This is a genomic window from Escherichia sp. E14V7, from assembly GCF_004212225.1.
Classification (GTDB): Bacteria; Pseudomonadota; Gammaproteobacteria; order Enterobacterales; family Enterobacteriaceae; genus Escherichia.
Genome location: NZ_RHJJ01000026.1, coordinates 17332 through 32529, shown reverse-complemented (window position 1 = coordinate 32529; position 15198 = coordinate 17332). Strand labels below are relative to the sequence as shown.

12 protein-coding genes are annotated in these 15198 nt (G+C 50.2%); 8 read left to right on the top strand and 4 right to left on the bottom strand.

The genetic code is table 11. From position 1 onward, the window contains the following. Positions 1–3 precede the first annotated feature (3 nt). Positions 4–1536: a Re/Si-specific NAD(P)(+) transhydrogenase subunit alpha gene (gene pntA, locus D9741_RS22380; RefSeq protein ID WP_130219055.1), complete on the bottom strand. Its 1533-nt coding sequence runs from the start codon at positions 1534–1536 to the stop codon at positions 4–6. Between the two features lie 522 nt (positions 1537–2058). Here pntA and ydgH point away from each other — a divergent pair. From ydgH to folM, 3 genes are all read left to right on the top strand, one after another. Beyond that, on the top strand, positions 2059–3003 hold the full coding sequence (gene ydgH / locus D9741_RS22375) for a DUF1471 family protein YdgH (protein WP_130209317.1): 945 nt from the start codon (positions 2059–2061) through the stop codon (positions 3001–3003). A gap of 188 nt (positions 3004–3191) precedes the next feature. Next, on the top strand, positions 3192–4574 hold the full coding sequence (locus D9741_RS22370) for an amino acid permease (protein ID WP_130209319.1): 1383 nt from the start codon (positions 3192–3194) through the stop codon (positions 4572–4574). Positions 4575–4611: 37 nt separating this feature from the next. After that, on the top strand, positions 4612–5334 hold the full coding sequence (gene folM / locus D9741_RS22365) for a dihydromonapterin reductase (RefSeq protein WP_130219053.1): 723 nt from the start codon (positions 4612–4614) through the stop codon (positions 5332–5334). Here the strand turns inward: folM and D9741_RS22360 are convergent. Next, positions 5331–5666 (bottom strand): GlpM family protein, encoded by a 336-nt coding sequence (locus D9741_RS22360; RefSeq protein ID WP_130209323.1) that lies wholly within the window; start codon positions 5664–5666, stop codon positions 5331–5333. The two genes, folM and D9741_RS22360, sit on opposite strands and share 4 nt — an antisense overlap. 128 nt (positions 5667–5794) lie before the next feature. On the opposite strand from D9741_RS22360, the gene rstA reads away from it, so the two are divergent. From rstA to tus, 3 genes are all read left to right on the top strand, one after another. Beyond that, positions 5795–6514 (top strand): two-component system response regulator RstA, encoded by a 720-nt coding sequence (rstA, locus tag D9741_RS22355; protein WP_130209325.1) that lies wholly within the window; start codon positions 5795–5797, stop codon positions 6512–6514. 3 nt (positions 6515–6517) lie between these two features. Further along, positions 6518–7819: a two-component system sensor histidine kinase RstB gene (rstB, locus tag D9741_RS22350; RefSeq protein ID WP_130219051.1), complete on the top strand. Its 1302-nt coding sequence runs from the start codon at positions 6518–6520 to the stop codon at positions 7817–7819. Between the two features lie 74 nt (positions 7820–7893). Next, the gene (tus, locus tag D9741_RS22345) at positions 7894–8823 is read left to right on the top strand and encodes a DNA replication terminus site-binding protein (RefSeq protein ID WP_130219049.1); all 930 of its coding nucleotides are present in this window, start codon (positions 7894–7896) and stop codon (positions 8821–8823) included. Here the strand turns inward: tus and fumC are convergent. Both fumC and fumB read right to left on the bottom strand, forming a co-directional pair. After that, a complete protein-coding gene (gene fumC / locus D9741_RS22340) occupies positions 8820–10223 on the bottom strand; it encodes a class II fumarate hydratase (protein WP_130219047.1) in 1404 nt (467 codons plus the stop codon). The two genes, tus and fumC, sit on opposite strands and share 4 nt — an antisense overlap. A gap of 139 nt (positions 10224–10362) precedes the next feature. After that, on the bottom strand, positions 10363–12009 hold the full coding sequence (gene fumB / locus D9741_RS22335) for a class I fumarate hydratase (protein ID WP_130209333.1): 1647 nt from the start codon (positions 12007–12009) through the stop codon (positions 10363–10365). 198 nt (positions 12010–12207) lie between these two features. Here fumB and manA point away from each other — a divergent pair, with 198 nt between their 5' ends. Both manA and D9741_RS22325 read left to right on the top strand, forming a co-directional pair. Continuing rightward, positions 12208–13383 (top strand): mannose-6-phosphate isomerase, encoded by a 1176-nt coding sequence (gene manA / locus D9741_RS22330; protein WP_130219045.1) that lies wholly within the window; start codon positions 12208–12210, stop codon positions 13381–13383. A 100-nt stretch (positions 13384–13483) separates the two neighbouring features. After that, positions 13484–14992, top strand: a complete 1509-nt coding sequence (locus D9741_RS22325) for a YdgA family protein (protein WP_130219043.1) — start codon at positions 13484–13486, stop codon at positions 14990–14992. The last annotated feature ends 206 nt before the right edge of the window (positions 14993–15198 follow it).

The window sequence follows — 15198 nt, the reverse complement described above, 5'->3', positions numbered from 1 at the left end:
CCCTTAGTTTTTGCGAAACATTTTCAGCATGCGCTGAGTCACGGTAAAGCCACCGAAAATATTAATGCTGGCGATAAGCACCGCGATAAAACTAAGGAAGCTAACCCAGCCGCCCTGGCCAATCTGCAATAGAGCTCCGACAACAATAATCCCTGAAATCGCGTTAGTAACCGACATCAGCGGCGTATGCAACGCGTGGGAGACATTCCACACCACGTAATAACCTACCACGCAGGCCAGCGCGAAAACGGTAAAGTGCCCGAGGAATTCTTTCGGTGCTACGCTTGCCAACCAGCCGAAAAGGATGATTGCCAGCGCCATCAGCGCATATTTACGCCACGGTGAGCAGGCGCATTTTTCTTCGGTTTTAACATCAGGTGCCGCTTTCTGTGCTGCCTGCGGTTGGACTGAAACCTGAATCGGCGGCGCCGGCCAGGTAATTTCGCCAGAACGGATCACGGTCACGCCGCGAATCACCACATCATCAAAATCAACTGTGATATTGCCGTCTTTCTCTTTGCACAACAGTTTCAGCAGATTGACAAGGTTGGTGCCGTAAAGCTGTGAGGATTGCGTCGGCAGGCGACCAGGAAGATCGGTGTAGCCAATCACTTTGACGCCATTCTCCGTGGTGAAGATTTCACCCGGCACGGTGTATTCACAGTTACCACCGTTTTGGGCTGCCAGGTCGACAATCACACTACCCGACTTCATAGAATCAACCATTTCACGGGTAATCAGTTTCGGTGCTGGTTTGCCTGGAATAAGCGCAGTGGTCACAATGATATCGACCTCTTTTGCCTGGGCGGCAAAGAGTTCCATTTCTGCTTTGATGAACGCTTCCGACATCACTTTGGCGTAACCATCGCCACTACCTGCTTCCTCTTTAAAATCCAGCTCGAGGAACTCCGCGCCCATACTTTGAACTTGTTCTTTCACTTCCGGGCGAGTATCAAATGCACGCACAATTGCGCCGAGGCTGTTTGCTGCGCCAATGGCGGCCAGACCAGCAACACCCGCACCAATCACCATCACTTTTGCGGGCGGCACTTTACCTGCTGCGGTTATTTGCCCGGTAAAGAAACGCCCAAACTCATGAGCCGCTTCAACAATGGCGCGATAGCCGGCGATATTCGCCATCGAACTTAATGCATCAAGCGATTGCGCGCGAGAAATGCGTGGTACAGAGTCCATCGCCATCACCGTCACGTTACGCTCCGCGAGTTTTTGCATTAACTCCGGATTCTGCGCGGGCCAGATGAAGCTCACCAGCGTGGTTCCCGGATTGAGTAACGCAATTTCATCATCTAACGGCGCATTGACCTTCAGAATGATCTCTGACTGCCAGACGTTATTCCCTTCTACAATTTCGGCGCCCGCTTGCACAAACGCTTTATCGTCAAAACTAGCCAGTTGACCTGCGCCGCTCTCTACCGCGACGGTAAAACCTAGTTTCAGCAACTGCTCCACTGTTTTTGGCGTTGCTGCAACACGGGTTTCATTGGTTAACCGTTCTCTTGGTATGCCAATTCGCATGATATTCCCTTCCATCGGTTCTATTGATGATGGTTTGCCTGTGTTTTTGATACACAAGCCGCTCATGTACGAGCTAAATGTTACTCCGTTAAAATAAATTAGTAACAAACGCCTATAACGTACTGAAAATAATGCCTGTGATCTAGCGTCAAAAATCAGTATTTCGGCGTGAACTCGCAAAATATTAACGATTCAGCCTTGATAGCGGGATAAACACCATAGAACACAGGATAATGGGCGATAATTGTCTTTGATAATCAGGTAAAACATGAGATATCACCGACGCCAGCCACCGGTTAACATTAAATTAACTTATACAATTCAGCCAGTTCAGTCATTCTTCTGTTATTGTGGCTATTTTTTAAGCACGGACGCTCATTCGAGCAGATTTAAAATCAAATCAAGAAGTCTGATATGAAAAAATCACGCAGACAGTTACACACTTTAAATGCAATAATCAGCCACGTTTCTCGTTAATAACAATACCAGTACCTGGTTTGCGCAAGGCGAAGGATTATTTTTATGAAGCTTAAGAACACCCTCCTGGCGTCGGCACTGCTTTCTGCTACGGCATTTTCCGTTAACGCAGCAACAGAACTGACACCGGAGCAAGCGGCAGCGGTTAAACCTTTTGACCGTGTAGTGGTTACCGGTCGTTTTAATGCCATTGGCGAAGCGGTTAAAGCCGTTTCCCGTCGCGCTGATAAAGAAGGCGCCGCCTCTTTTTATGTTGTCGACACTTCAGATTTCGGTAACAGCGGTAACTGGCGTGTAGTTGCCGATCTTTATAAAGCCGATGCTGAAAAAGCAGAAGCTGATAAGAATCGCGTTTTTAATGGCGTTATTGAACTGCCTAAAGACCAGGCTGTTTTGATCGAACCGTATGACACCGTTACCGTCCAGGGCTTCTTCCGCAGCCAACCGGAAGTGAACGATGCCATCACCAAAGCAGCAAAAGCGAAAGGTGCCTACTCTTACTACATCGTTCGCCAGATAGATGCCAACCAGGGCGGCAACCAGCGTATTACTGCGTTCATCTACAAACAAGATGCTAAAAAACGCATCGTCCAGAGCCCGGATGTGATCCCTGCGGATTCTGATGCTGGTCGCGCGGCACTGGCCGCAGGTGGCGAAGCCGCGAAGAAAGTTGAAATCCCGGGCGTTGCCACCACTGCATCACCAAGTGCTGAAGTTGGTCGTTTCTTTGAAACTCAGTCCTCAAAAGGCGGACGTTACACTGTCACGCTTCCTGACGGCACCAAAGTAGAAGAATTAAACAAAGCGACCGCAGCAATGATGGTCCCGTTCGATAGCATTAAGTTCTCGGGTAACTACGGCAACATGACCGAAGTCTCCTACCAGGTTGCTAAACGTGCCGCGAAGAAAGGTGCTAAGTATTACCACATTACCCGCCAGTGGCAGGAACGTGGTAACAACCTGACCATCAGTGCAGACCTGTATAAATAAATAACTATTCAGTATCACATTAAGGCGGCTTTATGCCGCCTTTCAGATTTTTAGCTACAAATTTTCCCGCAACCATTGCATGCCGCCACTTCTCTTCGTAAAATCCCGCGCTTTAGTGGCATTCACCATTTTTATGCGTTTTGCCCTAATATTTATTCTTCTGAACACGTTTTAAATACTGGATATCGATGGAAAAGAAACTGGGACTGAGCGCACTCACCGCGCTGGTATTAAGCTCAATGCTGGGCGCGGGTGTTTTCAGTCTGCCGCAAAATATGGCGGCGGTTGCCAGCCCGGCAGCACTGCTCATCGGCTGGGGTATTACTGGCGCTGGCATCTTATTGCTGGCCTTTGCCATGCTGATCCTGACACGCATTCGTCCCGACCTTGACGGCGGTATTTTTACCTATGCACGGGAAGGATTTGGCGAGTTAATCGGCTTCTGCTCCGCATGGGGATACTGGCTATGTGCGGTTATCGCCAACGTCTCTTATTTGGTTATCGTCTTTTCCGCATTAAGTTTCTTCACCGATACGCCGGAACTACGCCTGTTTGGCGATGGTAACACCTGGCAATCGATCGTCGGTGCATCGGCATTGTTGTGGATTGTTCACTTTTTGATTCTGCGCGGCGTACAAACCGCCGCCAGCATTAACCTGGTGGCGACATTGGCAAAATTATTGCCGCTTGGTTTGTTTATTGTGCTGGCGATGATGATGTTCAAACTGGACACCTTCAAGCTCGACTTTACTGGCCTTGCGCTTGGCGTGCCGGTATGGGAACAGGTGAAAAACACCATGCTAATCACACTGTGGGTATTCATTGGTGTGGAAGGTGCGGTGGTTGTTTCTTCACGCGCGCGGAATAAACATGATGTTGGCAAAGCAACGCTTCTGGCGGTGCTTTCTGCACTGGGCGTTTATTTATTAGTCACGCTGCTTTCGCTGGGGGTGGTTGCTCGTCCTGAACTGGCTGAGATTCGTAACCCGTCTATGGCCGGTCTGATGGTGAAAATGATGGGGCCGTGGGGCGAGATTATCATCGCTGCCGGATTGATCGTTTCTGTTTGTGGCGCGTATTTAAGCTGGACCATTATGGCGGCAGAAGTCCCCTTCCTGGCAGCTACCCATAAGGCATTCCCGCGTATTTTTGCGCGCCAGAATGCACAAGCAGCGCCGTCTGCCTCGCTGTGGCTGACCAACATCTGCGTGCAAATTTGTCTGGTGCTGATTTGGCTGACCGGCTCTGATTACAACACGTTGCTGACCATCGCCTCAGAGATGATTCTGGTGCCCTATTTCCTGGTTGGCGCATTCTTGTTGAAAATCGCTACTCGTCCACTGCACAAAGCGGTAGGTGTCGGTGCCTGCATTTATGGCTTATGGTTATTATACGCTTCAGGACCAATGCACCTGTTGTTGTCCGTCGTTCTGTATGCGCCAGGGCTGCTGGTTTTCCTGTACGCGCGTAAAACGCATACACATGATAATGTACTGAATCGTCAGGAAATGGTGCTGATTGGCATGCTGTTAATTGCCGCAGTTCCGGCAACCTGGATGCTGGTGGGATAACGTTCGTCCCATCGTATGCTTGCAAAGGAGATTAACGATGGGGAAAACCCAGCCCTTGCCAATATTAATCACTGGTGGAGGCCGTCGCATCGGCCTCGCTCTCGCCTGGCATTTCATTAATCAAAAGCAACCGGTGATTGTCAGCTATCGAACGCACTATCCTGCCATTGATGGACTGGTTAATGCAGGTGCGCAGTGTATTCAGGCTGATTTTTCAACGAACGACGGCGTGATGGCGTTTGCCGATGAAGTGTTAAAAACCACTCACGGCCTGCGTGCCATTTTGCATAACGCCAGTGCGTGGATGGCAGAAAAACCAGGTACGCCACTGACTGATGTTCTGGCCTGCATGATGCAGATCCATGTTAATACCCCTTACCTGCTCAACCATGCGCTGGAAAGATTACTGCGCGGTCACGGACACGCCGCCAGCGATATCATTCACTTCACCGATTATGTGGTGGAGCGCGGAAGCGACAAACATATTGCCTATGCTGCAAGTAAAGCGGCACTGGATAATATGACCCGTTCGTTTGCCCGCAAACTGGCACCGGAAGTGAAAGTGAATTCTATTGCACCATCGCTGATCCTGTTTAACGAGCATGATGATGCCGAGTATCGCCAACAGGCGCTGAATAAATCACTGATGAAAACCGCGCCTGGTGAGAAAGAAGTTATCGATCTTGTCGATTACTTACTCACCAGTTGCTTTGTAACCGGACGCAGTTTCCCGCTTGATGGCGGCCGTCATTTGCGTTAATGCAGCTTCATCCAGCAAATAATTAGCACCCATGCGCTTAACCCCCAGCACGCAACAGAACCCACAAAAGCAGCGGGCAAGCGCATGATTCCGGTGAAATACCACAATGACGCCAGATAAACAAAATAGGGAATAATCGACCACATACTGAAAACGATTGTGGCGCGTAAAGCTTCAATGCCGCGTTCACTGACAACAATATAATGCGCGATGAGCGCAAAGGTCGGGAAAAGCGGGATCAGCCCGGCGATATAGTAATTTTTCGTTTTTGCTAATACACCAATCAACACCACCACCAGCGCACCAAGCGCGGCTTTGATTACCAGCCCCATTTTTTTACCTTAACACTTCCATAACAAGTCATCTGTAGAATACCCGATGCAACCTTGTTTAGAAACGATTGATAGTAAGTAAAATCAGCGCGGTGTATTGTGACGTTTTTATATCTGCCGTGAATAATATGAACACTATCGTATTTGTGGAAGATGACACAGAAGTCGGTTCACTGATTGCTGCGTACCTGGCAAAGCATGATATGCAGGTTACCGTGGAACCGCGCGGCGACCATGCCGAAGAGACAATTTTGCGGGAAAATCCGGATCTGGTGCTGCTCGATATCATGCTGCCTGGCAAAGACGGAATGTCCATCTGCCGCGATTTACGCGCAAAATGGTCCGGGCCGATTGTTCTGCTGACCTCTCTCGATAGCGATATGAACCACATTCTGGCGCTGGAAATGGGCGCCTGCGACTATATTCTCAAAACAACGCCCCCCGCTGTTCTGTTGGCGCGTTTACGTTTACATTTGCGCCAGAACGAACAAGCGACGCTGACCAAAGGTATTCAGGAAACGTCTCTGACACCTTACAAACCATTGCATTTCGGTACGTTAACTATCGACCCCATCAACCGCGTAGTGACACTTGCTAACCATGAGATTTCACTCTCGACGGCTGATTTTGAATTGCTATGGGAATTAGCCACCCATGCCGGACAAATTATGGACCGCGATGCGCTGCTGAAGAATTTACGCGGCGTCAGTTATGACGGGCTGGATCGTAGCGTGGATGTAGCTATTTCGCGGTTACGAAAAAAACTGCTCGATAACGCTGCCGAACCCTACCGCATTAAAACCGTGCGTAACAAAGGTTACCTTTTTGCGCCTCATGCGTGGGAATAAACGATGAAAAAACTGTTTATCCAGTTTTATCTTTTGCTGTTTGTCTGCTTTCTGGTGATGTCTCTGCTGGTTGGCCTGGTGTACAAATTTACCGCCGAACGTGCAGGCAAACAGTCGCTGGATGATTTGATGAACAGTTCGCTGTATCTGATGCGTAGCGAATTACGCGAGATCCCTCCGCACGACTGGGGAAAAACGCTGAAGGAGATGGATTTAAATCTCTCTTTCGATCTGCGCGTCGAGCCGCTGAGTAAATATCATCTCGATAATAACGCCATGCACCGATTGCGTGGCGGAGAGATTGTTGCTCTGGATGATCAGTACACTTTTTTACAGCGTATCCCGCGCAGCCACTACGTGCTTGCCGTGGGTCCCGTTCCTTATCTTTATTTCCTCCATCAAATGCGTTTGCTGGATATCGTGCTGATCGCCTTTATTGCCATCTCCCTCGCCTTTCCGGTGTTTATCTGGATGCGTCCGCACTGGAAAGACATGTTAAAACTGGAAGCGGCGGCGCAACGATTCGGCGATGGGCATCTCAATGAACGTATTCACTTTGATGATGGTTCAAGCTTTGAACGACTTGGCGTGGCGTTTAACCAGATGGCGGACAATATCAACGCGTTGATTGCCAGTAAAAAGCAGCTTATCGATGGCATTGCCCATGAACTGCGAACGCCATTAGTGCGCCTGCGTTATCGGCTGGAGATGAGCGACAACCTGAACGCCGCAGAATCCCAGGCCTTGAATCGCGATATCAGTCAACTGGAAGCCTTAATTGAAGAACTACTGACTTATGCCCGGCTCGACCGCCCACAAAATGAACTGCATCTTAGCGAACCAGACCTGCCGGTGTGGCTGTCAACACATCTGCAAGATATTCAGGCCGTGACCCCCGACAAAACGGTACGGATAAAAACGATCACGCCAGGTAATTACGCGGCACTGGATATGCGCTTAATGGAGCGCGTGCTGGATAACTTGCTCAACAACGCCCTGCGCTACTGCCATTCAACCGTTGAAACCAGCCTGCTACTGGCAGGAAACAGAGCAACATTGATTGTTGAAGATGATGGTCCGGGAATTGCGGCAGAAAATCGCGAGCATATCTTTGAACCCTTTGTTCGCCTCGATCCCAGCCGGGACCGTGCAACTGGTGGCTGTGGGCTGGGGCTGGCGATTGTCCACTCCATCGCTCTGGCAATGGGCGGTACGGTCAATTGTGACACTAGCGAACTGGGGGGCGCCCGCTTCTCGTTCAGCTGGCCACTGTGGCACAACATCCCGCAATTCACTTCTGCCTGACACCAAACGCACGGTGGTTAAGTTGTCGTCAATGTGCTATAAATAAAGTATGTTGTAACTAAAGTGGTAATTTTATGGCCCGTTACGATCTTGTTGACCGACTCAATACGACTTTTCGCCAGATGGAACAAGAACTGGCAGCGTTTGCCGCTGAACTTGAACAGCACAAGTTGCTGGTTGCCCGCGTGTTCTCGTTACCGGAGGTCAAAAAGGAGGATGAGCATAATCCGCTTAATCGCATTGAGGTTAAGCAACATCTCGGGAAAGAAGCGCAGGCGCTGGCACTACGTCATTTCCGCCATTTGTTTATTCAACAACAGTCCGAAAATCGCAGCAGCAAGGCGGCTGTTCGTCTGCCTGGAGTGTTGTGCTATCAGGTCGATAACCTTTCACAAACGGCGCTGGCAAGTCATATACAGCGCATCAATCAACTTAAAACCACTTTCGAGCATATTGTCACGGTTGAGTCAGAACTGCCTACGGCAGCACGTTTTGAATGGGTACATCGTCATTTGCCGGGGCTGATTACCCTTAATGCTTATCGCACGCTCACCGTTCTGCACGACCCCGCCACTTTACGTTTTGGCTGGGCGAATAAACATATCATTAAAAATTTGCATCGTGATGAGGTGCTGGCGCAGTTGGAAAAGAGCCTGAAATCGCCACGTAGCGTTGCACCGTGGACGCGCGAGGAGTGGCAGGGAAAACTGGAACGCGAGTATCAGGATATTGCCGCCCTGCCACAGGACGCGAAGTTAAAAATCAAACGTCCGGTGAAGGTTCAGCCAATTGCCCGTGTCTGGTACAAGGGGGATCAAAAACAAGTTCAGCACGCCTGCCCGACACCGCTTATCGCGCTGATTAATCGGGATAATGGCGCAGGCATGCCAGACGTTGGTGAGCTGTTAAATTACGATGCCGACAATGTTCAGCATCGTTTTAAACCCCAGGCGCAGCCGCTTCGTTTGATCATTCCCCGGCTGCACCTGTATGTTGCAGATTAACGCCCTGCTTTCATACTGCCGACCATCTGTTCTGGTCGTACCCAGCTATCAAACTCGGCTTCGCTAAGATAGCCCAGCGCAAGGGCGGCAGCTTTTAAGGTCAGCCCTTCTTTGTGCGCTTTTTTGGCGATCTCCGCAGCTTTGTCATAGCCAATATGGGTGTTTAGCGCGGTCACCAGCATCAGCGATTCATTGAGTAATTGGTTGATACGCTCGCGATTTGGCTCTATTCCCACCGCGCAGTGTTTGTTAAAACTTTCCATGCCATCTGCCAGCAAGCGCACCGATTGCAGGAAATTGTGGATAACCATCGGACGGAAGACGTTCAGTTCGAAGTTACCAGAAGCGCCGCCGATGTTGATTGCCACGTCATTCCCCATCACCTGGCAGCAAAGCATGGTTAATGCTTCACACTGCGTTGGGTTCACTTTTCCCGGCATGATTGAACTGCCCGGCTCGTTTTCCGGGATTGAGATTTCGCCAATGCCGCAACGCGGGCCAGAGGCCAGCCAGCGGACGTCATTGGCAATTTTCATCAGTGACGCCGCCAATCCTTTTAACGCACCGTGCGCCTGAACCAGCGCATCACAGGTCGCCAGTGCTTCAAATTTGTTCGGTGCGGTAACAAACGGCGCACAGGTAATGACCGAAAGCTCGTCCGCCACGCGACGGGCATACTCCGGATGGGTGTTCAGCCCCGTCCCTACTGCGGTCCCCCCCAGCGCCAGTTCCGCTACGTGAGGCAGGCTGTATTCGATATGTTTGAGGTTATGCTCCAGCATCGCTACCCAGCCGGAAATCTCCTGCCCTAAGGTCAGCGGCGTGGCGTCCTGCAAGTGGGTACGACCGATTTTGACGATATCGGCAAACGCACGGGATTTCTCATTCAGAGTTTGTGTCAGGGTTTTAAGCTGCGGAATGAGTTGCTTGCGCAGCGCCAGCAGCGCCGCAACGTGCATCGCCGTCGGAAAGACATCATTGGAACTCTGGCTTTTGTTCACATCGTCGTTAGGGTGAACTTTACGCTCCATCCCGCGCACGCCGCCGAGCAGTTCACTCGCCCGATTGGCCAGCACTTCGTTCATATTCATATTGCTTTGCGTGCCGGAACCGGTCTGCCAGATTGCCAGTGGAAATTCGTCGTCATGCTGTCCCGCCAGCACTTCATCTGCCGCCTGACGAATGGCGCTCGCTTTCTCTTCAGACAGCAAGCCTAAATCTTCATTAACTTTTGCCGCTGCGCGCTTGGTTAGCGCCAGCGCATGAATCAGTGAGGTGGGCATTTTCTCCGTCGAAATGCGGAAATGCTCCAGCGAGCGTTGAGTTTGTGCGCCCCACAGCTTATCTGCCGGGACATCGATCGCACCCATCGAATCTTTTTCGCTGCGTACTGTTTTCATGGCCTGCTCCTCACCTGATTAATTTTTTTCTTCTTTGCTTACGTTAAGCAACTTTTAGCTCACTCATTATTTACTATTTGATAACAAATGTTTGGTATTTCGTGCCATGTAAAAAAGCCGCCTCGAAGGGCGGCTCTGCTTATTTCACGCAGCGGCTACACTGCGTGAGTTGTATCTGCTGGAAGAAGTCATTTCCTTTATCATCCACCAGGATAAACGCAGGGAAATCTTCCACTTCGATTTTCCAGATGGCTTCCATTCCCAGTTCCGGATATTCAACACATTCCAGACTCTTAATACTCCCCTGCGCCAGCACTGCCGCAGGCCCGCCGATACTGCCGAGATAGAAACCGCCATGTTTTTTACAGGCATCCGTCACCTGCTGGCTGCGGTTACCTTTCGCCAGCATGATCATGCTGCCGCCCTGCGCTTGCAGTTGATCGACGTAAGAATCCATACGTCCGGCAGTCGTTGGGCCAAGAGAACCGGAGGCATAACCTTCCGGCGTTTTGGCCGGACCCGCGTAGTAAATTGGATGATCTTTAATGTACTGTGGCAGCCCTTCACCGTTATCCATCCGCTCTTTCAGTTTGGCATGAGCGATATCACGACCGACGATAATCGTGCCGTTAAGCGATAAGCGTGTAGAAACGGGATACTGCGACAACTGTGCGAGGATCTCTTTCATTGGACGGTTAAGGTCAACGCGTACCGCTTCGCCTTCTCCCGCTTTACGCAGTTCTTCAGGGATGTATTTGCCAGGATTATGTTCCAGTTTTTCGATCCAGATCCCCTGACGGTTAATCTTCGCTTTGATATTACGGTCAGCAGAACAAGAGACGCCCATACCAATCGGGCAGGATGCGCCGTGGCGTGGCAGGCGAATCACGCGAATGTCATGGGCGAAATATTTCCCGCCAAACTGCGCGCCCAGACCGAGATTTTGCGCTTCAATCAGCAATTCGTTTTCCAGTTCCACATCGCGGAACGCCTGACCGTGCTCGTTCCCTTCCGTTGGCAGTTCGTCATAATATTTAGCGGAAGCCAGCTTCACCGTTTTAAGGTTAGTTTCCGCAGAAGTTCCGCCAATAACGAACGCAATATGATACGGAGGACATGCCGCCGTACCCAGTGTGCGCATTTTCTCAACCAGATAATTTTTCAGTTTCCCCGGTGTCAGTAACGCTTTGGTTTCCTGATAGAGATACGTCTTGTTTGCCGAACCGCCACCTTTGGCGATACAGAGGAATTTGTACTCGTCGCCATCAACGGCATAAAGATCGATCTGCGCTGGCAGGTTGGTGCCGGTATTCACCTCTTTATACATATCCAGCGGCGCGTTTTGCGAGTAGCGCAGGTTATCTTCGATATAGGTGTTATAGACACCGCGCGCCAGCGCCGCTTCGTCACCGCCACCGGTCCATACTCGCTGCCCTTTTTTACCAACGATAATCGCGGTGCCAGTGTCCTGACAGGTTGGCAGAACGCCTTTTGCGGCGATATCGGAGTTTCGCAGGAATTGCAGTGCCACATACTTGTCGTTTTCGCTGGCTTCCGGGTCACGCAAAATATCGGCTACCTGCTGTTGATGGGCCGGACGCAGCATGAATGACGCATCATGAAACGCCTGACGCGCCAGAAGAGTTAACGCTTCTGGTGCAACTTTCAAAATCTCCTGCCCTTCAAATTCAGATACGCTGACATGTTCGCTGGTCAGCAGGTAATACTCGGTATCATCTTTTTTGAGTGGGAAAGGAGCCTGATAATGAAAGGGTTTGTTTGACATTGTTCTCTCACTTACTGCCTGGTTTGGTTATGCTTTAGGCGGGTGTTCCATTGCCCTGTTAAAAGCGAGTTACATTATCCTACACACTTTTTTAACAAAAACTGAGACTAGTACGACTTTTTGCGGCTCCAGGTTACTTCCCGTAGGATTCTTGCTTTAATAGCGGGATTAATTTCCACATTTAAACAGGGATTGATCATGCAAAAACTCATTAACTCAGTGCAAAACTATGCCTGGGGCAGCAAAACGGCGTTGACTGAACTTTATGGCATGGAAAATCCGTCCAGCCAGCCGATGGCCGAGTTGTGGATGGGCGCGCATCCAAAGAGCAGTTCACGTGTGCACGATGCCGCAGGAGATATCGTTTCACTGCGTGATGTGATTGAGAGTGATAAAGCGACTCTTTTGGGAGATGCCGTTGCCAAACGCTTTGGCGAGTTGCCTTTCCTGTTCAAAGTATTATGCGCAGCCCAGCCGCTCTCCATTCAGGTGCATCCAAACAAACGCAATTCTGAAATCGGTTTTGCCAAAGAAAATGCCGCAGGTATTCCGATGGATGCCGCCGAGCGTAACTATAAAGATCCTAATCACAAGCCTGAGCTGGTTTTCGCCCTGACCCCTTTCCTCGCGATGAACGCATTTCGTGAGTTTTCCGACATCGTCTCCCTGCTTCAGCCCGTCGCGGGCGCACATCCGGCCATTGCTCACTTTTTGCAGCAGCCCAATGCCGAACGTTTAAGCGAACTGTTTGCCAGCCTGTTAAATATGCAGGGTGAAGAGAAATCCCGCGCGCTGGCGATTTTGAAATCGGCGCTCGACAGCCAGCAGGGCGAACCGTGGCAAACGATTCGTTTAATTTCTGAATTTTACCCGGATGACAGCGGTCTGTTCTCCCCGCTGTTGCTGAATGTCGTGAAATTGAATCCTGGCGAAGCGATGTTCCTGTTCGCTGAAACACCGCACGCTTACCTGCAAGGCGTGGCACTAGAAGTGATGGCGAACTCCGATAACGTGCTGCGTGCGGGTCTGACGCCTAAATACATTGATATTCCAGAGCTGGTTGCCAACGTGAAGTTTGCAGCCAAACCGGCCAACCAGTTGTTGACCCAGCCGGTGAAACAAGGCTCAGAGCTGGACTTCCCGATTCCGGTGGATGATTTTGCCTTCTCGCTGCATGACCTTAGCGATGAAGAAACCACCATCAGCCAGCAGAGTGCCGCCATTTTGTTCTGCGTCGAGGGCGATGCAACGCTGTGTAAAGATTCTCAGCAGTTACAGCTTAAACCGGGTGAATCAGCGTTTATTGCCGCCAACGAGTCACCGGTGACGGTCATAGGCCACGGCCGTTTAGCCCGTGTTTACAACAAGCTGTAAGAGCTTACTGAAAAAATTAACATCTCTTGCTAAGCTTATTAAAGGCTTATAACACCTTCAGGCGGCCAGTCCGCCTGATTTTATTTTATGGATAATCATTATGAATAAATCGCTGGTAGCGGTAGGCGTCATTGTTGCGCTCGGCGTAGTCTGGACAGGCGGCGCATGGTACACAGGCAAGAAGATTGAAACCCATCTCGAAGACATGGTCGCGCAGGCAAACGCGCAACTCAAACTGACAGCTCCTGAATCCAACCTGGAAGTAAGTTATCAAAACTATCATCGCGGCGTATTCAGCAGCCAGTTGCAACTGGTGGTGAAACCCATTGCCGGGAAAGAAAATCCGTGGATTAAAAGCGGTCAGAGCGTCATCTTCAACGAATCGGTTGATCATGGTCCCTTCCCCCTTGCCCAGCTTAAAAAACTGAACCTGATTCCGTCGATGGCATCAATTCAAACCACGCTGGTCAATAACGAAGTAAGCAAACCACTGTTTGATATGGCAAAAGGTGAAACGCCTTTTGAGATTAACTCCCGCATTGGTTACAGCGGTGATTCCAGTTCCGATATTTCACTCAAGCCACTGAATTACGAGCAAAAGGATGAAAAGGTCGCCTTTAGCGGCGGCGAGTTCCAGTTAAATGCAGACAGAGACGGCAAAGCTATCTCCCTTTCCGGGGAGGCGCAAAGTGGTCGGGTGGATGCGGTTAATGAGTATAACCAGAAAGTACAGTTGACCTTTAATAATCTGAAAACTGACGGTTCCAGCACGCTGGCAAGTTTTGGTGAGCGCGTAGGTAACCAAAAACTGTCGCTGGAAAAAATGACCATTTCAGTGGAAGGCAAAGAACTGGCACTGCTGGAAGGCATGGAGATCAGCGGTAAATCGGATCTGGTCAATGATGGTAAAACGATCAATAGCCAACTGGATTACTCGCTAAATAGCCTGAAGGTTCAGAATCAGGATCTGGGCAGCGGCAAGCTGACCTTAAAAGTCGGCCAGATTGATGGCGAGGCCTGGCATCAGTTTAGCCAGCAATATAATGCGCAAACTCAGGCGCTGCTGGCACAGCCAGAGATTGCCAACAATCCCGAACTTTATCAGGAGAAAGTGACAGAAGTCTTCTTTAGCGCCCTGCCGCTGATGTTGAAAGGCGATCCGGTGATTACTATCGCGCCGCTAAGCTGGAAAAACAGTCAGGGTGAAAGTGCGCTGAATCTGTCGCTGTTCCTGAAAGATCCGGCAACGACTAAAGAAGCGCCGCAAACGCTGGCACAGGAAGTGGACCGCTCGGTCAAATCTCTGGATGCGAAACTGACCATTCCGGTGGATATGGCAACTGAGCTGATGACTCAGGTAGCAAAGCTGGAAGGATATCAGGAAGATCAAGCGAAAAAGCTGGCGAAACAGCAAGTTGAAGGTGCATCAGCAATGGGGCAGATGTTCCGTCTGACCACCTTGCAGGACAATACCATCACCACCAGCCTGCAATATGCTAACGGTCAGATCACGTTAAACGGACAGAAAATGTCGTTAGAAGATTTTGTTGGCATGTTTGCGATGCCAGCTCTTAACGTTCCGGCTGTACCGGCAATTCCGCAGCAGTAATTCACAGCCAAAACGCCGGAGAATTTTCACTCCGGCGTATTCGTCTGATTACAAACCAGAGATTGCCTGATGCGCTACGCTTATCAGGCCTACCTTTTCCTGCAACATCCTGAATTTATGAGCTTTTGTAGGCTGGATAAGGCGTTTACGCCGCATCCGGCATAAAAAACGCGCACTTTGTCAACAATCTGAAACGCCGGAGAATT